Genomic DNA, 21459 nt, shown 5'->3' with positions numbered 1-21459 from the left:
AAACAACAGCAAATGCTATTGTTTTCTATCAAATTGGAACCTGGCAATCTTCCAACATTCTATTGAAAGACCCATGGCTTTGCGTCACTGCATCACTACAGTTTTGCCAACATTTTCGATTGTCTCGTTCTTCAGTCCCATTAAGAACGGTACTTCGTGATTGTGTAAAATATACTTCAGTAATATTATCGGCTTTTTGCTCAGAAACTTAATGGTGAAATAGTAAAAAATAACTATGAACAACAAGTTTTTTATTCGAAAGTAGATTTCGAATAAAAAAATAAAAAAACCACATCATAGTAAACTGTACCCTATCGAGAAGACACTTTAAAAAAGTCTCTCGGTAGGGTACTTTTGTTTATATCAGAAAAGATGGGAATGGAAAAATGAAGTGAGCAAGAAAATATTCACAGATAAAGAAATCAAGCTGTTATCTAACAATCCTTATGTGAAGTCTGTATCTTCAAAGGCAATTACATATACAGATGCGTTTAAGCAATTGTTTATCTCAGAGAATAACAAAGGCAAACTACCGAGAGAAATATTTGAAGAATCTGGTTTTGACGTAACAGTTATTGGGATCCAAAGAGTCAGATCCTCGGGGAAGAGATGGCGTTCGAGTTTCCAGGAGAACGGTTTTTTAGGCCTGCAGGATACGAGAAGCCAAGGATCAGGAAGACCTCTCACGAGAGAACTGACTTTGGAAGAGAAGTATGCCAGGTTGGAGGCTCAGAATAACTTATTAAAAGCGGAGAACGAGTTGTTAAAAAAGATTCGTTTTATCGAAAGGGGGCAGAGCAAGAAATAAGGCTGTCACCTCACCAAAAATATATTCTAATTCGTACCATTATCAAGAAATATCAACTCCATCGTATGGTCAACTATTTATGTAAAGTAGCTGAGGTTTCTAGGAGCGGCTACTACAGGTACTGGTCTTCCGTGGCAAAGCAAAAGAGAAGTCAACGTGAGCAGCAAGATGAACAGGTAAAAGAGGTCATCTTAAAAGCTTATCATTTCAAAAAACGCAAGAAAGGTGCCCGTTCTATTAAGATGACACTAGAGGGGCAGTTTAAGGTTGTCTACAATCTGAAACGCATCAGGAGAGTTATGAAGAAGTACGGCATTGTGTGTCCTTTCAGGAAGGCTAATCCCGATAAAAGGATGATGAAGGCTACCCAAGAGCACAGGGTCGTTTCCAACCTGCTAAACCGGGAGTTTAAGCAGAATATTCCTGGTAAGGTATTACTGACGGACATCACCTATTTATTATACGCTTCAGGCAAGAAAGCCTATCTATCCACCATCAAAGACAGTTCGACGAATGAGATCGTAGCCTATCATGTATCAGACCGAATCACGCTGGATCTTGTAACAAACACCCTCATTAAGCTTAAGAAAAACAGAAGGTTTAAGAAAGCAAAGGGGGCCTTAATTCATTCTGACCAGGGGTCCCACTATACACATCCGGATTTTAAAAAAATGGTGAGGAAGCTGAATCTAAAACAGTCTATGTCCAGGCGAGGAAACTGTTGGGACAATGCACCTCAGGAATCATTTTTCGGCCATTTTAAAGATCAGGCCTCCATTAAGCCCTGTTTGACTTTGGACGAATTAAAACGGGAGATTAAGGACTACATGACTTATTATAATCACTACAGATACCAGTGGAATTTAAAAAAGATGACCCCTGTTCAATACAGAGATCATCTTCTTCAATCTGCCTAGACTTTTTAAGAATGTCCTTTACAAGGGGTACAGTTTATAGTGATGTGGTTTTTTTGCATTTTTCTTTATTCATGCCGAATCTGGTTCCGCAGGTACCCATCAATAAAGGCATCCAGATCGCCGTCCATCACCGCGCCGACATTTCCTGTCTCTACGGATGTCCGATGATCTTTGACCATGCTGTAGGGATGGAATACATAAGAACGAATTTGGCTTCCCCAAGCGATATCGGACTGCTCTCCACGAATTTCGTCAAGCTGTTTCTGTTGCTCTTCAATTTTACGCTCATATAACTTGGAACGAAGTACAGTCATCGCCCGCTCACGGTTCTTGATCTGTGAACGCTCCGTCTGACATGTAACGACGACGCCCGTCGGGATATGCGTAATCCGTACCGCGGAATCCGTCGTATTGATGTGCTGACCACCCGCACCGCTCGCACGGTACGTATCGATCTTCAAATCTTCCGTCCGAATGTCGACTTCTACATCTTCCGAAATCTCTGGCACAACGTCGCAAGATACGAATGAAGTATGGCGACGACCGGATGCATCGAACGGCGAGATCCGCACTAGACGATGTACACCTTTCTCCGCTTTGAGGTAGCCGTAAGCATTGAAGCCTTTAATCAATAGCGTGACGCTCTTGATTCCCGCTTCATCGCCTGGGAGATAATCGAGCACTTCGACTTTGAAGTTCCGTTTCTCCGCCCAACGGGTATACATCCGCAGCAGCATTTGGCCCCAGTCTTGCGACTCCGTTCCGCCTGCACCAGGGTGCAGTTCAAGAATCGCGTTGAATTTATCGTATGGCTGGTTGAGCAGCAGCTGAAGCTCGAATGTCTCCAGCTTACTCATAAGGCCTTCAACCGTACCAGACAATTCTTGCGCTAAAGCTTCATCCTGCTCTTCCACCGCAAGCTCCAACATCATCGTCGTATCTTCATACTCTTGGTTCAATGATTGATATTGGTCAACAGAGGACTTGATCGCGTTCAACTCCGCAATAATGCCTTGGGCACGCTCGTTGTCGTCCCAGAAGTCTGGCGCAGCCATTTTGACCTCGAAATTCTCAATCATCTCTTGCTTCATATCTAAGTCAAAGAGACCCCCTAAGGTCAGATAATCTCTTTGCAATTTCGCGTAGATCCTGTTTTACGCTTGGTTCGATCATTCCATCCACCTCATCTGGCTTCACATTCGTCGTTAGACGGGAAGATTACTTCCCGTGGCATTGCTTATATTTCTTACCGCTGCCGCATGGGCATGGATCGTTGCGTCCGATTTGCGGTTCGTTATGAACCGGCTGCTTCGTCGCAGGCTCGCTGCTGCTGTTCGTCGAGATCTTGCTCTCTTCGACAACCGCTTGACGCTCTTGGTTACGCTCGACTTGAGCTTTCATGATATATGTCGCCACATCTTGTTGGATTTGGCTGATCATCTCATGGAACATCTCGAAGCCTTCAAATTGATACTCGCGAAGCGGATCCGTACCGCCGTATGCACGTAGGTGAATCCCTTGACGGAGATGATCCATCGCATCGATGTGATCCATCCATTTGCTATCAACTGCACGAAGCACGATAACCTTCTCGAACTCGCGCATCATCTCTTCGCCCATGATTTCCTCACGTGCTGTGTATCGCTCTACAACAAGACCCATGATGAATTCTACGATCTCTTCTTTTTCCTTGCCCCAGATATCGTCTCTCGAAACTTGGTCGGCTTCGAGGAGCGTGTTGTTCGCCCATTCTGCCACTTCTTCAAGTTCCCAGTTCTCTGGAATATCTTCCGCACAGTGCGCTTCGACAATACGTTCGATTGTCGGCTTAATCATATCTAGCACGATTTCACGAATGTTATCGGAGAAAAGAATCTCACGACGCTGTTTATAAATAATCTCACGTTGTTGATTCATGACATCGTCATATTGAAGGACAATTTTACGAACATCAAAGTTGCTACCTTCTACACGCTTCTGAGCGGACTCAACTGCACGTGTAATAAGACGGCTCTCAATCGGCGATTCCTCATCAAAGCCAAGACGATCCATCATGCCAGAAATATTCTCTGCACCGAAACGTCTCATGAGCTCATCTTCCATCGACAAGTAGAATTGCGAGGAACCTGGGTCCCCTTGACGTCCCGCACGACCGCGAAGCTGGTTATCAATCCGACGGCTCTCATGGCGCTCTGTACCAATAATATGCAGGCCTCCAAAATCGGAGACACCTTCACCGAGCAAAATGTCTGTACCACGACCAGCCATATTTGTAGCGATCGTAACCGAGTTCGCGATCCCTGCTCCAGAGATGATCTCCGCCTCTTCCGCATGGTATTTCGCGTTCAAGACTTTATGCTGTACGCCTTTGCGTTTCAGCATTTCCGAGAGCAGCTCGGAGTTCTCGATCGAAATCGTACCGACAAGCACCGGTTGCTTGTTCTTATGGCGTTCCACGATTTCATCGACAACCGCTTTAAATTTACCCTTTTCCGTCTTATAGACGACATCCGGCATATCCTTACGAATATTCGGACGGTTGGTCGGGATCTGAATAACTTCAAGACCATAGATCTTCTTGAATTCTTCTTCCTCTGTCTTCGCTGTTCCCGTCATACCGGCGAGTTTGCGATACATCCGGAAATAGTTCTGGAATGTGATTGTCGCCAGCGTCATGCTCTCATTCTGAACATCCAGATCTTCCTTCGCTTCAATCGCTTGGTGAAGACCATCGCTGTAACGACGACCTTGCATGATCCGGCCCGTAAATTCATCGACGATCAAGACTTCGCCGTCTTGAACAACGTAGTCGACGTCACGACGCATGATCACGTTCGCTTTAAGCGCCTGTGTCACATGGTGGTTGAGCGTCACATGGCTCTGATCGAACAAGTTCTCGACGCCAAATGCTTTCTCTGCCTTTCCAACACCGACATCCGTCAACGCAACGGATTTCACTTTAATATCAACCGTATAATCCTCTTCTGCCGTTAAACGACGAACAAATCGATCCGCAGCAAAATACAGCTCCGTCGATTTCGCGGCTTGTCCTGAGATGATGAGCGGTGTTCTCGCCTCATCGACGAGGATCGAGTCCACTTCGTCAATAATACAGAAGTATAATGGGCGTTGAACCATTTGCTCGCTATAGAGCACCATGTTGTCGCGCAAGTAGTCAAATCCGAACTCATTGTTCGTTCCGTACGTAATATCGCAAGCATAAGCGGCTTGCTTATCTTCGTGACTTAATCCGTTCAGGTTAACCCCAACGGTCATGCCTAGGAAATTATAAATCTGACTCATCTCTGCACTATCCCGCTGTGCCAAGTAGTCATTGACTGTAACCACGTGAACGCCTTTTCCTAAAAGGGCATTCAAATATACCGGCAAGGTACCTACGAGTGTCTTCCCTTCCCCGGTCTTCATCTCTGCGATCTTACCTTCATGAAGGACCATACCGCCGAGTAATTGTACATCATAATGACGCTTGCCTAACGTCCGAATCGAAGCTTCACGCACCACGCAAAAAGCTTCTGGCAATATGTCATCTAGCGTCTCATCCTTATCTAAGCGTGCTCTAAATTCCTCCGTTTTCGCCTTCAACTCTTCGTCCGAAAGCGCCTTGTACGTCGGTTCCATTTCGTTGATTTGGTCAACCGTCTTCATGAGACGCTTCACTTCGCGCTCATTCTGGTCGCCAAATATCTTTTTAACAAGTCCTAGCATGGGTAGACCCCTTTCGTATTTCGTACAAACAGATGGTTTGCATTAAATTGTAACAGTTTGTGGGTATTGTCGCAACAATCGAGTATGGACACTATGTATATACTTACGCGCTAACCGGCCGGATTGTTTCGAAAAGTTTTCATCAAAAATATTTCCATTCTGTGTATGCTTCAAATTTGTAATGTTAATGGGGTTCAAAAGCTAGAAAAAGCCTGACTCCCCGGGAGGAGCCAAGCTTTGTTATTCATGTATATTCATTTGCCTAAATGTCGATCCTAGAATCAATCTTGCTCGATTAATCCATATTTGCCATCGTTACGGCGATATACGACATTCACTTGGTTCGTGTCCATGTTGGAGAAGACGAAGAAGTTATGTCCCACCATGTTCATCTGTAAGATGGCTTCTTCCACATCCATTGGTTTCAGTGTAAATCGCTTCGTACGCACGAGTTCAAGAGTATCCTCTTCATCCTCAAGCGCAACTGCTGTTGAACCTCCATCAACGATTAGGGACTTCAAGCTGCCCTCTTGACGGAATCTGCGGTTCAATTTAGTTTTGTGTTTACGAATTTGACGCTCTAACTTATCAATGACGGCGTCAATCGAAGCGTACATGTCATCTGTCTTATCTTCGGCGCGGAGCATCAAGCCTGGCAGAGGAATCGTAACCTCAATACTATGTTTGTCCTTGATTACGCTCAATGTAACATGTACCTCAGAGGTAGGCGGCACTTCAAAATACTTTTCCAATCTACTTAGCTTTTTCTCTACATACTCTCTTAAAGCGTCTGTCACTTGGATCTGTTGGCCTCGAATGCTGTATTTCATAGGGCACTCCTCCTTTGCTTAGCTCTATTATAACACACCTCTCAGCGATCTTCAAAATTCCTTTACAATGAAAATGGCGTAGTTGTTTCACGTGAGGAGAGTTGTCAAAAACTGTTCGGAATTGTTACAGAAACATTGCAAAGGAGGTCTAGGATACACTTCAAAAGCCAAGCAATTAATAAGAATGCTCATCACGATTTATAGATTCCATTTATGCTGAAAACAACAAAAAGCCCTAGAACGAGTCCAGGGCTTTCATTAGCTAAACTATCAATTTAACCATCAGACCTTATGTAGCTCGGCATCACTGCCGGGGATGATTATAATTTAATTACGTTAGCTGCTTGTGGTCCGCGAGCACCTTCAACGATGTCGAACTCAACGGATTGACCTTCTTCTAAAGTTTTGAAGCCTTCAGATTGGATCGCGGAGAAATGTACGAATACGTCCCCACCGTCAGCAGTTTCGATAAAACCATAACCTTTTTCTGCGTTAAACCATTTTACTTTACCTTGCATTCAAATACATTCCCTTCGTCTTCAAATGAAAGTGGAGTACGTCCACAAGGTTGAATATACCACCGTATGGAAGCGGTGTCAATGATTTTAGATGAGTTTTTGTAAGCGGTGTCATACAGACGCTATATACGTGTCCTTAGCAGGGCTTCCAGTAATTATACAGCAATCCATAATATTTTATTTACATAGAGATATTCACCCTATAACACAGCCTTAAAAAATTTTTAGACAAAACTCAATTGAACAAAAAAGTTTTGAATGTAACTATAGCTCATTCTGCTCTGTTTTATGACTCACACTCTTCTTTCTACATACTGCAACTACATACATGGGCTGTGCATCCTTTACCTCGCTAAGAGGGCTTAGTTGGGTACTTACTACTGTATCTTGCAAAATAGGCGTAGAACTCACGCCTAACTCCCGAGCTTTCCTCATAACCTGTGTATAGTATGTATTCGCATCATTAATAAATGATTGACCATATAAATTTACAATATCATATTCTTTTAAAAGTTCACCTACAAATTCCACCGTAGTATATTCAAATTGATGATGAGGGTTCAGTGGCCGTTCATTAAAGTATATGCCTGGATTCGTAATTGCTCTATTCGGAGTGGAGACTAAGAATAGTCCTCCATTCTTCAGAACCCTAGCAGACTCTTTAATCCAATTTGCGCCATTATCAATATGTTCAATCGTCTCAAAAGAGACAACCATATCAAAGGTACCGTCATTGAATGGTAAGTGATTAACGTTACCTACTGCGAAATCCACACTCGTTGAACCATAGGTTACACGTGCACTCTCCACACTTTCATGAGAAATATCGACCCCCATGACATACTTTGCTCCCGTATCCTTCATCATCTTGCTGCCGTATCCCGTACCACAGGCGGCATCCAAGACAATTTTTTCATTAGCAAAACTGCATGCTAACTCATATCGTGCTAGATGTTCTTCGAGCACATTATTAAATTGATCTTTTACTGTTTTGTTGATTACCAATCTTTCTCCAGTAAACAAGACATCATTCTGTTCAATGGATAATATATTATCTTCTTGATCACATGTTAAGTTACTCCTCAAGCGCTCAAGAAGTTGGACTATTTCTTCATCGTTATCTTTTAATTGTGTTGCATAATGAAGTGCTAGTTCGTACTCATTACATTGTTCAAGAAAACAGCTTAAATTGATTAACGTATCTCGATTAGTATCATCATACAATAGCGCCTGTTGTAATAGTGGGAGAATATTATCATATGTCCTAAATTCATAGCTCTTGATTGCTAAGAGATTACAAACCGCTACTTTTTGGATGACATAATCATTAATAGTATTAATCACATCATCTATTCTAATAATCCCTTCAGTAACTAGAGAGATCAACTTACTAGCACTCTCTTCTAGTTGTAATTCTTGGTCAATGTGACTTAATAGTTCGTGTAGCTCACCTGTCTCCATCTTATCCATTATCCACCCTCCTAGAAAACTTATTTTTGCAACTCGCGTTCTTGAACTAACTTTTCGATTAATTGCAAAATAGTTGCGTCTTTATTCGGTATATACTGAAGCCATTCGATTGCAAGGTCATAATTCTCTAAGTGATACATCACGAGGCCTAAATTAAATAAAGTACTAGAGTTCATTTCATCTAACTCAAATGCCTTATTAAGATAGGGTAGCGCTTGCTTTGTGTGACCACGATCTATCAGTAGAACTGCCAAATAATTCAGTAGTGCAACTGTCTGGCTAGTAGAGCTTTGAACAATAACGTCTAATACAACATCATGGTCGTAATTAAGTAGTCGCTTTGTATTGGTCTCTATATCCTGTTCCTGAATCAATTGATTAACAATCTGTTTAATTTCACTACTTAAATTATACTTTTTAAACGTCATTAAGTACTTCTCGATCATATATTGTTTCTCAGGAATATGATGATTTACATGTTTCAATTTCTCAATAAATGTTTTATCAGTATCCGATATACTTGAGGTTACACCTACTATACTAGTTTGCCCCCAATTAGATGAATTCATTATTTGATCGCAATCTTTATAAGAGAAGTAACGAGCTACATCTCTTCCCAAATCATCTCTTAGAAACCTGTCTATTATTCTAAAATGGTGAATATTGGGGACTTCAATTAAAAGCCCACCATATGAATTTAATAACTCATAATAGTGTAAAACCTCCCGCATTAAATCATATTCTAACGGATCACTAATAATAATGTAATCGAAATACCCTTTCTCATACTCATTTGAATTGATTGTAGCCACAAATTTAGCTACATTAGCTTTATGAACATCCGGTTCTTCGCCATGTAGTTCTGCATTTGGAAATCGATTGCGGATTTCTACCAAGTTTGCTCCTAAACCACAACCAATCTCTAGAATACGAAGTGATGATGGATGAATGGGCTTTATTTGATTTACTAAATTATAATTTATTTCTGCTAACCCATCAGGATCAATTGACCATTTTTCGTAAAACTTCTGTTTATTGGTATTTAACAGTTTCAAATAACCGTTAACATTCTCCCTAAATGAAGTGCTCCCAAAATGATGGATAAAAGTATCCTTACATAACATTAATTTATATCCCGCCAATCGAATGCGCAGGCAATAATCATCATCTTCATAATTACCTGGTGTAAACCTCTCATCTAATAAACCTACTTGACTAATTACAGAATTTTTTATAAGCAAATTATAACCAATTAAACGTATTCGCTCTTCCCATTTTTCTGGATCCGAAATGTTAAATTCAGCAGCAAACTGATGCATCTCCTCTACTGTATTATATGGCACAGAGATAGATTGATAATTCGCACAGTTGTTGGTCACAGATCCTACCGCCCCAATACTTTCGTCACTATGAAGACAACGCAACATATTATCCAGCCAATCTTTCGTAACAATCGTATCGTTATTCAACAATAGAATATGATCACCTGTCGCTAATTCAATACCCTGGTTACATGCTTTAGGGAATCCAAAATTCTCAGTATTAAACACTGCAAGAATATCTTCTTGTTGATTTAGCCAATCAACAGTACCATCTGTCGAGTTATTATCGACTACAATAATCTCATAATCAAGATGGCTGGTATATTTACGAATACTTTCAATACAAAGTTGGTTATAATTCAGCTTATTAAAAGTCGCAATAACGATACTTGTTTTCATATTGATCCCCCGAATCCCATGGTGAGTAGAACTTAAAACTATATCGACATTTTCCTATATTTTAGTTAGCATAATCATTCCGTTTAAACTATCTACTAATGTTCAGTCGATTGATCGCTGGTTGATAGTGATACGACGCTGATTGCTTATAATACTCAACGGCATTATCCATCTTACCCATAACTTCATTAAAAACCCCTAGGTTATATAAAGCTTTAAAGCTTCCCGTCCCAATAACATTGTCGTACTTCTCGTTCTCCCCTATTTCCAAACAACTCAAATAAGATTGTTCTATTCGAGGGAGATAGGCGATATACTTCTCCGGATCACTTAAGATAAGATCCAGGAAGAACACGCCACTAACAAAATGGAAATCAGCATAGTCATATAAGTAGATATGTTCCCGCTCAATGACCTTTAACCCCTCTTCCCAGTTTTGAGTTGCAACGATTGCATACATGTAAGCTACAATTACATTCGGAGCATAAGCTTCTTTTCGTGTTAACAACTCATTAGCTCTGACAAGACTTTTATAAGCCAACTGGTCCTGTTGCAGACCTGTATATTCTTTAGCAATCTGATAATAGAAATAAGGATCATTCGGGTGTTGCTTAATCTCCTGCTCCAATATCGGAATATTGCGATCCGATTTATTCTTTTGATAATAACCGTCATGTTGGACTTCAACATTTAGCTTAATTCTCGGTAAATCTGATTGGACTTGCTCATGAATTCTCCCTTGGTAGAATAAACCAGAAGGGAAGAGTCTTGTAGCGAATGAATGTGCATAACCGGTACCTTCCTGATCTACAAATTTGCTGACAATCTTAATCCGACCAAGTGCATGATACCGCCCTATAAAATTCCTTATTGTTTCTCTGCAATCATTAGTAATGTACTCATCCGCATCAAGAATTAGATTCCAATCACTCGTTGAATGCTGCAATGCAAAGTTTCTGGCATCTGCAAAACTTCCAGTCCATTCAAAATCATAAACCTTAGCACGGTAGGATCGAGCAATTTCTCTTGTATTATCCTTGGATCCCGTATCTATGATTACAATTTCATTTACTATTCCCTGCACACTTTCAAGACATCTACGTAATGTTGCTTCTTCATTTTTAACGATCATGACTAATGACAACGATATGTTCATAATATACCCTTTCTATAGTGTGATGATATCCACTGCACGTACTGTCTCTATTCATTTTATATCGACATATTTCGTCAAAAGCATAATAATTATATAAAGTCAGATAATGGATCTTATAGATTCCTGATATTCCAGATCAATTTTGCCGATATATATTCTATAATTCTAATTTTGGGGGACCCAATGGAAAAATTATTATCACTATGCATGATTGCTAAAGACGAGGAAATGGTGATTGAACGCTGTCTCACAAGCGTTCAAGGTTTAGTGGATGAGATCATCGTGGTAGATACGGGATCAACAGATCGAACGAAAGAAATTGCGTTCCAATTTACAGATAAAATCTATGACTTTCAGTGGACGAATGATTTCTCAGCCGCTAGAAACGAAGCAATTCGCAGAGCGACAAGCAAATGGATTCTTATTATGGATGCAGATGAATATATCAATTCAGATGACCATCATAAAATCAAGAGTTTTCTTGAGCAGTCAGACCATACACTACCACAAGGCTTTATCTTGCCTATTATTAATTTCACAGGAACAGAGAATTCCGGCAAAATGATGGAATCATTTGCTGTCCGTATATTATGCAATCATCCCGAAGTAAGGTTTCACAGACCGATTCATGAACAAGTTCTATATAAAGAAGTCGAATTACCTGTACAAAAAATGAATTGCAATATTTTTCATACGGGATATACCTATGAAACAACGATAAAAAAGAATAAAAGAGAACGTAATCTCTCGATTTTTAATGAAATGAAGAGAAATAAACAGTTTGAAGAATACGACTATTTCACGCTTGCAAATGAATATGATGCTCTAGGAGATTATACGAAAGCCCTTTATTACTATAGACGAGCCGACACGAAGAAATCTCAGAACAAAACCTTTATTATCCATTGCAAATATAAGATCATTACGATACTTGCCCATTTAGGAAGAGGAAAGGAAGTCTTTGATGTCGTTGAAGAATGCATTCGACGATGGCCACAATATATTGACTTCATGTATTTGAAGGCACATTATCTAAACCTCCTTGGTTTTTCTACTGAGGCTGCTGCAATATTCGAGCAATGTATTCAAATAGCAGATGAACAATCAAGAAATAATCAGAACTTCTGGTTTATCTCACCCACTTACAGCAAGTTGATCTATAACGAATTAATTGATATTTATACCAAATCTCATAATTATTCTATGGCCGTCACGCTGCTTATACGGGTCATTGAATCAAAAACTGATGAACTTAAAGATCTATCACAATTAATCCATCTACTATTACAAACCGACACCGTTCCAGACATGATCTCGCTGCTAAATCGACTCTATTCTGCAGAGTCTCCAGAATCTGCGTTACGTCTGTTACAAGCCAGTCTGATTGTTGGGAATCGTTCATTGTGCGAGTATTATTATCTTAGATGTATGGCTCTAAGTGTTAAACTCGAATCTGAATATATGCTACATTATGCTGCGGTCATGAATGACAGATCGTTATTCTTTAAGCACCTGCAAGCAGAAGAAAGTCGTTCGACTCCGGCACATTTCAATCGCCTTATTGGTACAGCTCTCTGTTTATGGAAAGACCCTGCATTAATAAATCACCTTATTTATACTGAGGATAATCCGACTGCATTTCATACATTGCAGAACCTGTTAGTAGATCATCTACAGACATCGGAAAACATCGACAGCACGATCATTTATCAGCTACTCACAGATTTATTCAAATCAGAACATTATGAGACGTATGATTGGCTAATTAATCGCTATCCCGATCTTGCTGATACACTCGCTAATAGACTTGGTGATTTTCTCTACTTTACACAACAAATCGAGATTGCCTTTGATTATTACTCTATGTTGTTAGAGAAGGATACACTAAATGCAACAGGCTACGAGAACATTGCACTTTATTATCTTAAATCAGGAAACATTCCCGAAGCTTTACCTTTCCTGAAGAAAGCTCTTGATCTTTCTCCGACTAAACTGCATTTATACCCGATATTGCTAAGGCATATTGCTGATCAAGAAGACAAATTGAAATATTCCAAGAAATTTAATAGCCTTTATCCACACTATGATGGTATTGCTATCATAAAGGACTTGCTTCTTTAATCGAGAAAAGCTGGTTCGATCCAAGATCGAACCAGCTTTTCTTATTTCTTACGATCCACGAAGTATCCTTCTGTCTGATAGAATGTCCCCGAATAGGCATTCCTGGATTGAGTGCCTGCTCGAAGCTTATCAATCTGCTCCTTGGCTAATTCGTGATATTTTACGACCTTGATGTGTAGAGCTTGCTCCAAAGCAATAGACTCTTGAATGATTCCCCTTGTCTCAGCACGTTGACTTAATTGAGAAATCCAAGGCGTTAACTGTTCCCTCAGCTGCGCTTGTTCCTGCTGCAGCTCTGCTAGCTGTTCGTAATGTTCTTCCTTTTCTAAATCAAGCTCATGCAGCATAGCTGAGATTTCTTTCATCCGATGTAAATCTACGATAGCGTCTTCCAGACTCATGCGTTCACCTTGGACTTTGCATGTAACTGCTTCATCGCTTGAACCCATGTATCACGTAAATCTGTCATGAGCGTTATGCATTCGTCAATATAATCTGCGTTACCACTCATATTCGCCTGAAACAATCTTTCCTTCATATAGGCGTATAGAGATTCCAACTGATTGGATATTTCATAATTTCGATCTAACGTAATTACTAGTTCGTCCAGAATATCCACAGATTTTTTAATAAATGTATTTTTCAACTCATAATCTTGACGTGAGATGGCATCCTTTGTCTGCTTCATAAATTTAATGCATCCATTGAACAAAAGGGTCGTTAACTCCCATGGTGCAGCTGTTTGCACCTGCATTCTCAAATAGGTGTCTTGTGCTTGATGATTAATCAAAGGGGATTACCTCTTTTCGTCTATAATTAACCCAGATAACTCTTGTAGCTTAACAATAAGATCAACGATCTTCTCCGAAGGTACCTCGCGGACAATTTCATTCGTGTCCGCGTTGATGATTTTAACGATCATATCACCTGTTTTGTCATGGAACTTATACTCAAGCCGGGTATCCAACCCTTTTAACGCTTTGTTCACCTTCACGAGTGCCTTCTGAAGTGCAGCATCTGAGATGGAAAGCTCATTCGGTCTCTTCTCTAACAATTCTGTTGATGTTAATACTCTATCATCGCCCTGTCCTACATCATTGCTACTGAGGCTCACTTCCGAGGATGACTGTACCCGAATGTTGGACATGGAATTGGATGCGATTCTATCTAGCAAATCTATCACATTCCTCTCATCTATCAACCATTCTTCATTAACCAGTTCAACTGTGAATTATTCTTCGCGACAGCGGAGTCCATCGCAGCGAACATCTTGTAATAATAGTTCTCTTTACTTGCGAGCCTATCATTAAATATCGTAATTTGTTTGTTAATATCAGTTAATTTCTTGCCAAGCGTATTCGAATTGCTCTCTGCTGGCGTTCCGACGCCTCCAGCCTTAGCGATAAGCTCTTGTATGCTTAAATCGATAGCTTTAAACATATTTCTTGCAATACCACTTTGAGCGCTCAAGTCAGGATCCTTTTTATCGTCATTTGGATCCTTTACACCGGGATTCGTAAATAAACTTACAACGGCACCTGCATCTTCTGAAAGCGCTTTGCGAAGTTTTTCCTCATCAATACTCAATTTGCCTGCATCATTAGGTGTCCCTGAATTATATGGCAACGTTGAAATCCCTATCTTAAACAGTGTATTCATTCCGTCAGGTAGTGAAGTCAAAACTTTGCTTGATATGGAACGTAACTCGTTCATTGTCTTCTTAAGAACGATATCATTGCCCAACAAACCACTCTTTGCTTTTTCTTCCCAGTTCTTAATATCCGCTTCTTTCATATCAGTCTTCTGCTCGTCTGTTAACGGAGCGAAGCCACGGAACTTTTTCTCTTTAGTACGTTGATTCAGCAATTCTATTGTAGAATTATAAGCATCGACGAACTCAGTGATTTGTTTCACCATACCATCATTGTCACCGCCAACTCGGATCGTTACCGGTTCAGTTGTTACATCTTGAACCTTATATGTAATTCCATTGGCAGTGAAGGTGTTGCTAGATGGTGGTGGATCAATGACTACTCCATCGATTTTGACAATAGCACTTGTGCCAGCAAGTAATTTCGCTTGCGTATTATCTAAAGGATCGTAGGAAGGATCATTTTTACTAACAGGATTATTCAAATTTAATTTCCCCAATATTCCCGCTACATTACCTCCGGTATTATCAGAGACTGATAAATTAACACTATCCCCTGTCTCTTTCGTTACAATAGAAACCTTCTTTGTTATATCATCGAAACTCATACGAACGCCAGCAGGAGAACTGTTTACTTTATTCATAATGGAGGTATAAGTGTCGTCAGCAGTGAAATCAATGGTATAATTCTTACCGCCTGTTGTAAGTGTGATAGATCCTTTATCTCCGAATTTGGCCGAAGGATCGAAGTTTGTTAATTTCCCGCCTGTAATTGAGGCTCCTGTTGCAAGGCTTGTTACCTCTACCTTATGGTTGCCGGAAGGTACGCCCGGACCAACCGTTGCGCTTACTACATTCTCATTGGTGGATGTTGCTTTATAGTCCTTCCAATCACCTTGCAGCCTGATTTTGTCCAATGCCTTACGTAATCCCGCCAGCTTGGTATTTACTTCACGGTAGAGATCGGTTTGCCAGCCCACAGTTGTCTTCTTCTGCTTCATCTTGTCAAGCGGAATCCGTTCAGCCCTCATCATGTCGGTAACGAGTTTATCAATATCAAGCCCGGACCCCATACCTGTAATGCGTATTGGCATGAATGTTTCCTCCGTATCTTTTGGTTCTTATTATTTTTATCGTAATTAATTGCACAGAAATAAAGATCCATACGCAAAATTGCTTTTAATTAAATTAAATAAGCAAAAACTATCTTCCTCTTACTACTAATAGAAGCCCATTACGAAGTAATGGGCTTCTAGATGTTGATTCAGGATTAACGAAGCAATTGAAGAACGCCTTGCGGTGCTTGGTTTGCTTGAGCAAGCATCGAAGTCGAAGCTTGTTGTAGAATGTTCAGTTTCGTGTAGTTCATCATTTCTTTCGCCATATCTGTATCACGGATACGGGATTCAGCTGCTTGCAAGTTCTCAGCTGTAGCTCCCAAGTTGTTGAATGTATGTTCCATTTGGTTTTGCTTAGCACCAAAGTCAGAACGTGCAGTATTTACTTTAGTAATTGCAGTATCAATCTGACCCATTGCTGTGCTTGCATTACCAGCACTTGTTAGATCTCCAGTAACACCAAGAACAGAAGTTTGGATATTAGTCAAGGATACAGTAATCTGATCGATGCCCTTGTCACCCATTTGGATGGAGATAGTAGTACCAGAACCATCTAACAAAGTAACACCATTGAAAGTTGTTTTCAAAGCAATATTGTCAATTCCGTCTTTAAGAGCTTTAAACTCGGAATCGATCGCTACTCTGTCTTCTGTATTGTAAGTTCCAGTAGCGGATTTAACAGCAAGCTCTTTCATACGAGTCAACATATCGGATACTTCGTTCATTGCACCCTCAGCTGTTTGTACAAGAGAAATACCGTCTTGAACGTTCGATTGAGCTTGGTTCAAAGAACGGATTTGTGTACGCATTTTTTCGGAGATCGAAAGACCTGCTGCATCGTCAGCTGCACGGTTTACTTTGTAACCGGAAGACAATTTCTCGCTGGATTTACCTTGAGAGATGTTGCTGGATTGCAAGTTGCGGTGTGCGTTCATTGCGTTAAGATTGTGGTTGATAATCATTGGATATTTCCTCCCTGAAATTGTGATATTCCACTTCCGTGTGGATTATGAGTGCTCTTAAGCCTCATGATACATATATCGGATGATGATTTAGGTTTGTTTAGAGGATTTCGTCGAAAAATCAAAAAATTATTCGCTTTTTATCAAATTTTTCAATAGGTCCACGGTCACAGCGGAAGAGATTGCTTCCTTATTGCTCTGCTCGATCGCTTCAACGACTTCCTTGCGGTAGATCTTCATATGCTTAGGGGCATTAATGCCGACTTTCACTTGATCGCCATCAACAGCCGAGATAATAATCTCAATCTCATCATTGATGATAATCGACTGACCTTTCTTGCGCGTTAAAATGAGCATTATTGACCACCGCCTTGCACAACAGTCTTATCGGAGATCGGGGTTCTTGCGCTGTACTCATATTTCGGAGGAAGGACGAGCTGCATGCCTTTCATGTTCGCAATATTTACGACGATCGGCGCCATCAAGTTCATCGTCGAACTCTTAAAGGGATCTCGAAGGGTCAGAATACCGAGGACTAGCGCATCTTCATGCCGTTCGAGCTGCAATTGCTCCTTCTCTTGCTCTGATATCTCGAAAGCAAACTCCTTGAAGAAATGGAATGGTGAAGCGACAACTAGCCCTACCCCATCTTCTTCTTCTGACTGAAGCAATGCAAACAGTGGATTGCCCTCAATCGAGCGGATGGCAAACTGATTCAACGATTCGAGCCCGAGCAGCGTCCCATCCAGATATATGATTTTCCCGTCTAATTGTTGAAGCATGTTGTCTCCTCCTTAAATAAACACAAGACTATAGCAACGCTATAGCCTCGTTCGTTATCATGAATCCCAGTCCCAAGAATAATCCGAAACACGAATATTAATGGTGAAAGGTTGTTCGAGATTGATATTTACCTTACCTGCTTGGTATTGCGCCTGCACCTTCTGCGGCGTGTAGTTTATATGGAGCTCGGCTGGCTGCACTTCAGCTTGATACGGACGCGGTTCATAGTTCAGCTTAACATTCATATTCGATGCCTCGCCTACATATTGAATCGGCCCCAAAGTCTCTTGCGAAGCTTTCTTGCCAATATCCGCAAAAGCATTCTTCTTATTCGTAATCATGCCCATGCGATGCCCATCCTCGACCTGCTTGGCGATCGCTTGCAAAGCGATTTGATCCATTTGGCTATAAATCATGTTCATCCATTGCATATGTGATCCCTTACCTAACGCACTCCATGCTGCGGATGAGTCGATCGTCAGCTCACCCGGTTCATAGTTTCCTTCCACAACGGCACGTTTCGTCTCGATCGACAGTTCCCCACGCGGGGATTCGAGAGTCTGTTGTGCATTTTCTGTCTCTATCCCAATCTTGCCAAAAGTTTGCCTAATCGATAAGCGTTGAAGCTCCATCGTGCTCCCCCTCATCTATCTTAGCGTAGATAATCTAGCAAGCTCGGTTGTATAATTTTAGCTCCACTGGATAATGAGGCTTGGTAAATACTTTCTTGAGACTGTAACTTAATAATCGTCTCTGCCATATCGGCATCTTCTGTCTTTGAGCTTAAATCCGTTAAGTTCAGCGATAAGTCCTTAAGCCGACTGTCCATCAGATCAATGCGATTCGAGCGGGCACCGACTTCAGAGCGCATATCGAGAAATTTATCCATTCTGCTCTGCAGCTTATCCATTAAACTAACCGCCGTGGATTGATCTCCATTCTTAAACGCCGTCTGAAGGGATTTAATGATCGTAAACATATTATCCTGATCTGTATTTTCTCCGAACACCTCATTCCCAGTTATATTAATAGGAATGATGACGCCTGCAGCAGATTGGAAATTTACTTTTTGAGTATCTGTCGATTCTCCGCCTGTGGAATACGGCATTTGATCCGTCTTTTGCCCGTTAAAAATGAATTTTCCATTCATCTGGTCATTGCCTAGTACTAGAAGCGTGTCAAATATCCCACCCATCTCAGCACTAATTGCATCTAATGCAGATTGGGGATTCGTCCCCGTAACCCCTTTAACAGTAAGTTCGCTTGCACGCTGTAATACGTCATTAATTTGGCCCATGATCGTATCCGTATGCTCAACAAAGGATTTGGCCGAGTCCATATTCTTCTGATACTGCTCATTCATAGTTAATTCACTGCGATAACGCAACGCATATGTAATCCCTACAGGATCATCTGAAGGTTTATTGATCTTTCGGCCCGTGGATAAATTCTCTTGATACTTATTCATATTGTTATAGTTCTTCGTAACATTACGCATAAGTTGGTTCGTCATCATTCCTTGCGTAACACGTATAGACATAATCCATCCCCCTTAGTCCCCATGAGACTTATACTGGTTCATACCCTATCTACCAACAATACCCATGTTGTTAATGACTTTGTCCAGTACTTGATCAAATGTTGTCATCGCTCTTGCCGCTGCTGAATATGCGTGCTGGTACATAATCATATTCGACATTTCTTCATCAATCGAGACGCCGCTGACAGACATTTTCTGCGAAGCAATATGATCAACGAGAGATTTCTGGTTATTCATATTGCGACTTGCTTCACTCGCTTGAACCCCCAGTTGACCGACAACCGCACGGAAGAAATCATCAACAGTTCCATTTGAAACAACCGTAGCTGAGCCCGTGGACACGAACTTAAACGAAGTATCCTTTAATTGCGATGTCAACAACGCGAGCACGTTATTCCCTTTGACAACAGCCTCGCCAGCTGCAGTTGTCTCAGAACGCATAGAAGTCGCGATCCTGCCAGGATCATCTGCAATAATCTTGTTGAGTTGAAAGTTCGATGCCGTGATCGGCGAACCATCTTTAGAAGTAAAGAAGTCTACTCCAGTCTGCAGTGGGCTATTCAATGTATATCCCAACTTCTGAAGACCATTCAATCCTTGGACCGTGACGGTAATGTCTGAAGTCAGTGCACCATTATATGGTGTCCCATTTAAAACCGTACCCGGAGGAAGAACCGAACCTTTCGGTATTGTAATCTGTACTTCACCATTCGCGATGGTGTTCGCAAGTGAATCTAACTGCTTCCGATACTCAGCCACATGGCGATCACGGGACGTCACAATACCGAATACTTCGCCACTACTGATATCACCGGAGCCAACGCCATTGGTTAATGCATCTGCCGTTGTCTCTGTAGCAGTATCGAATGTTACTAAATTAGTGCTTCCCATATTAATTGTATAGCCTTGAGGCGTATCCGTGACCTGAATATTGACGATTTGAGACAGTTGGTCCGTTAATAGATCGCGTTGATCACGCCAATCATTGGCGTCATCCCCCAATCCTTCTTGCCGATAAATAACATCATTCAGTCTCGCGATTGCTGTTGTTAACGAGTTGATCTGATTCGCTTTCGCATCAATATTACTCGTAAGGTCTGCACTGAGATCACTTAGTTTTTTATCCGTATAGTTAAAGGCATCTGCCAATGCCATTGCACTCTCACGAACAACTTTCCGTCCAGTTACGTTCTCAGGATTCTGACTTAAATCTGACCAAGCTTTCCAGAAATTATCCAACACCGTACGAATTCCAGTATCCGAAGGCTCGTTAATGATTCCTTCAAGCTTATTCAATGTATCAGATTGTACGCTCCAGCTACCAAAGTCTTTGCTCTCATTACGAAATTGGTCATCTAGAAACTTGTCACGAACTCGAGTAATGCTATCATATTGTACCCCTGTCCCCAACTGACCTGCTGCGTTACTTTTCGTAAATCCAAGTGCCTCAATAGGCCGCGATGCGGAAATATTAACCCGCTGTCTAGAATACCCGTCTGTGTTCGCATTCGCGACGTTGTGACCCATTGTCTGCATCAGAGCCATCTGTGTGGACAAAGCACGTTTACTCGTCTCGATTCCATGAAATGTTGAAGCCATAATTTCCCTCCTTCATATCTTCCTTATATCGTTAAATCCTTGAGTCGAAAATCCCTTTACGCTTCGGGGAGTACCCCGGATGACCCGGATGTTGATACACGACCTCGTCCTCCGGGCCCCCTGTTACCAAGTCGAGCGTATAGTTCACGATCGTCAATGATTGTTCTATCAATTGTTGGTTGAGTGTATTCGCCTGCTTGAGCGCAAGCATCGTAGTGGTCAGTCGTTGCTGCACATCCATCAATCTTCGCTTTTCTTCCGGGTGGAACACCATCCGCAGCAGTTCGGTTACATTGAGATTCAAGTTGGATTTGATCCCTTTTTCATGCAAAAATTCATATACGGCCTGTTGGCGCGCATTGTCGAGCTCAACAATGCCTTTAATGAACTTCGTTTCCTTATTGACGATTCGCGTTAGCTCCTCCACATCATCCTGGATAATCACTTGCTTCTTCCGTTCGGCAAGCTCCAGCATCAGCGTATGCTGCGCATTCATTTCTTCTAAGATATCGATCAAAGTCTGAATCGCCAATTTCGTT

Annotated in this window: 20 protein-coding genes and 1 riboswitch; of the genes, 2 read left to right on the top strand and 18 right to left on the bottom strand. The window is 41.3% G+C overall.

Annotated features, from left to right (window positions below; translation table 11 throughout):
- Window positions 1–31 precede the first annotated feature (31 nt).
- Window positions 32–118: riboswitch (cyclic di-GMP riboswitch) on the bottom strand.
- Between the two features lie 273 nt (window positions 119–391).
- Window positions 392–1725, top strand: a protein-coding gene (locus GCU39_RS27480) for an IS3 family transposase (protein WP_407671607.1) whose coding sequence is annotated in 2 segments (ribosomal slippage) — window positions 392–785 and window positions 785–1725 — 1335 coding nt in all. Because the reading frame shifts where the segments join, the coding sequence is not laid out codon by codon here.
- Window positions 1726–1790: 65 nt separating this feature from the next.
- Here the strand turns inward: GCU39_RS27480 and prfB are convergent.
- The 7 genes from prfB to GCU39_RS27445 all read right to left on the bottom strand — a co-directional run bounded on the left by prfB (window position 1791) and on the right by GCU39_RS27445 (window position 11122).
- Window positions 1791–2898, bottom strand: a protein-coding gene (gene prfB, locus GCU39_RS27475) for a peptide chain release factor 2 (protein WP_152396383.1) whose coding sequence is annotated in 2 segments (ribosomal slippage) — window positions 1791–2825 and window positions 2827–2898 — 1107 coding nt in all. Because the reading frame shifts where the segments join, the coding sequence is not laid out codon by codon here.
- A 45-nt stretch (window positions 2899–2943) separates the two neighbouring features.
- A complete protein-coding gene (gene secA / locus GCU39_RS27470) occupies window positions 2944–5451 on the bottom strand; it encodes a preprotein translocase subunit SecA (RefSeq protein WP_152396382.1) in 2508 nt (835 codons plus the stop codon).
- Between the two features lie 281 nt (window positions 5452–5732).
- Entirely contained in the window at window positions 5733–6281 is a 549-nt protein-coding gene (gene hpf, locus GCU39_RS27465) for a ribosome hibernation-promoting factor, HPF/YfiA family (protein WP_152396381.1), read from the bottom strand.
- 320 nt (window positions 6282–6601) lie between these two features.
- The gene (locus GCU39_RS27460; protein WP_018754767.1) at window positions 6602–6799 is read right to left on the bottom strand and encodes a cold shock domain-containing protein; all 198 of its coding nucleotides are present in this window, start codon (window positions 6797–6799) and stop codon (window positions 6602–6604) included.
- 264 nt (window positions 6800–7063) lie between these two features.
- Window positions 7064–8269, bottom strand: a complete 1206-nt coding sequence (locus GCU39_RS27455) for a class I SAM-dependent methyltransferase (RefSeq protein WP_152396380.1) — start codon at window positions 8267–8269, stop codon at window positions 7064–7066.
- Window positions 8270–8289: 20 nt separating this feature from the next.
- A complete protein-coding gene (locus tag GCU39_RS27450; RefSeq protein WP_152396379.1) occupies window positions 8290–9990 on the bottom strand; it encodes a glycosyltransferase in 1701 nt (566 codons plus the stop codon).
- 88 nt (window positions 9991–10078) lie between these two features.
- Entirely contained in the window at window positions 10079–11122 is a 1044-nt protein-coding gene (locus GCU39_RS27445) for a glycosyltransferase family 2 protein (RefSeq protein ID WP_152396378.1), read from the bottom strand.
- 207 nt (window positions 11123–11329) lie between these two features.
- Between GCU39_RS27445 and GCU39_RS27440 the strand changes: the two genes are divergently transcribed.
- The gene (locus tag GCU39_RS27440) at window positions 11330–13267 is read left to right on the top strand and encodes a glycosyltransferase (protein ID WP_152396377.1); all 1938 of its coding nucleotides are present in this window, start codon (window positions 11330–11332) and stop codon (window positions 13265–13267) included.
- A gap of 41 nt (window positions 13268–13308) precedes the next feature.
- Here the strand turns inward: GCU39_RS27440 and GCU39_RS27435 are convergent, their stop codons facing one another.
- The 11 genes from GCU39_RS27435 to GCU39_RS27385 all read right to left on the bottom strand — a co-directional run bounded on the left by GCU39_RS27435 (window position 13309) and on the right by GCU39_RS27385 (window position 21437).
- Window positions 13309–13668 (bottom strand): hypothetical protein, encoded by a 360-nt coding sequence (locus GCU39_RS27435; RefSeq protein WP_152396376.1) that lies wholly within the window; start codon window positions 13666–13668, stop codon window positions 13309–13311.
- Complete coding sequence (gene fliS, locus GCU39_RS27430) at window positions 13665–14057, bottom strand: flagellar export chaperone FliS (RefSeq protein WP_152396375.1); 393 nt, start codon at window positions 14055–14057, stop codon at window positions 13665–13667. The genes GCU39_RS27435 and fliS overlap by 4 nt, the downstream gene beginning before the upstream one ends.
- 6 nt (window positions 14058–14063) lie before the next feature.
- Window positions 14064–14441 (bottom strand): flagellar protein FlaG, encoded by a 378-nt coding sequence (locus tag GCU39_RS27425; RefSeq protein WP_193726653.1) that lies wholly within the window; start codon window positions 14439–14441, stop codon window positions 14064–14066.
- 23 nt (window positions 14442–14464) lie between these two features.
- Window positions 14465–16012 carry a flagellar filament capping protein FliD gene (fliD, locus tag GCU39_RS27420; protein ID WP_152396373.1) on the bottom strand — a complete coding sequence of 516 codons (1548 nt, stop codon included), beginning with the start codon at window positions 16010–16012 and terminating at the stop codon, window positions 14465–14467.
- Window positions 16013–16188: 176 nt separating this feature from the next.
- Window positions 16189–16998 (bottom strand): flagellin N-terminal helical domain-containing protein, encoded by an 810-nt coding sequence (locus tag GCU39_RS27415; protein WP_152396372.1) that lies wholly within the window; start codon window positions 16996–16998, stop codon window positions 16189–16191.
- Between the two features lie 129 nt (window positions 16999–17127).
- The gene (csrA, locus tag GCU39_RS27410; protein ID WP_152396371.1) at window positions 17128–17355 is read right to left on the bottom strand and encodes a carbon storage regulator CsrA; all 228 of its coding nucleotides are present in this window, start codon (window positions 17353–17355) and stop codon (window positions 17128–17130) included.
- Window positions 17355–17780 carry a flagellar assembly protein FliW gene (fliW, locus tag GCU39_RS27405; protein WP_152396370.1) on the bottom strand — a complete coding sequence of 142 codons (426 nt, stop codon included), beginning with the start codon at window positions 17778–17780 and terminating at the stop codon, window positions 17355–17357. Before fliW ends, csrA begins: the two co-directional genes overlap by 1 nt.
- A gap of 57 nt (window positions 17781–17837) precedes the next feature.
- Window positions 17838–18413 carry a DUF6470 family protein gene (locus GCU39_RS27400; RefSeq protein ID WP_152396369.1) on the bottom strand — a complete coding sequence of 192 codons (576 nt, stop codon included), beginning with the start codon at window positions 18411–18413 and terminating at the stop codon, window positions 17838–17840.
- Window positions 18414–18433: 20 nt separating this feature from the next.
- On the bottom strand, window positions 18434–19321 hold the full coding sequence (gene flgL / locus GCU39_RS27395; RefSeq protein ID WP_152396368.1) for a flagellar hook-associated protein FlgL: 888 nt from the start codon (window positions 19319–19321) through the stop codon (window positions 18434–18436).
- 45 nt (window positions 19322–19366) lie between these two features.
- Entirely contained in the window at window positions 19367–20920 is a 1554-nt protein-coding gene (gene flgK / locus GCU39_RS27390) for a flagellar hook-associated protein FlgK (RefSeq protein WP_152396367.1), read from the bottom strand.
- 31 nt (window positions 20921–20951) lie between these two features.
- Window positions 20952–21437 (bottom strand): flagellar protein FlgN, encoded by a 486-nt coding sequence (locus tag GCU39_RS27385; protein WP_227793359.1) that lies wholly within the window; start codon window positions 21435–21437, stop codon window positions 20952–20954.
- Window positions 21438–21459: the final 22 nt, after the last annotated feature.

This window comes from Paenibacillus guangzhouensis, assembly GCF_009363075.1.
In the GTDB taxonomy this organism is placed as follows: domain Bacteria; phylum Bacillota; class Bacilli; order Paenibacillales; family Paenibacillaceae; genus Paenibacillus_K; species Paenibacillus_K guangzhouensis.
Note: the sequence above shows the minus strand (reverse complement) of the source record. Positions and strands in the feature narration are given on the sequence as shown.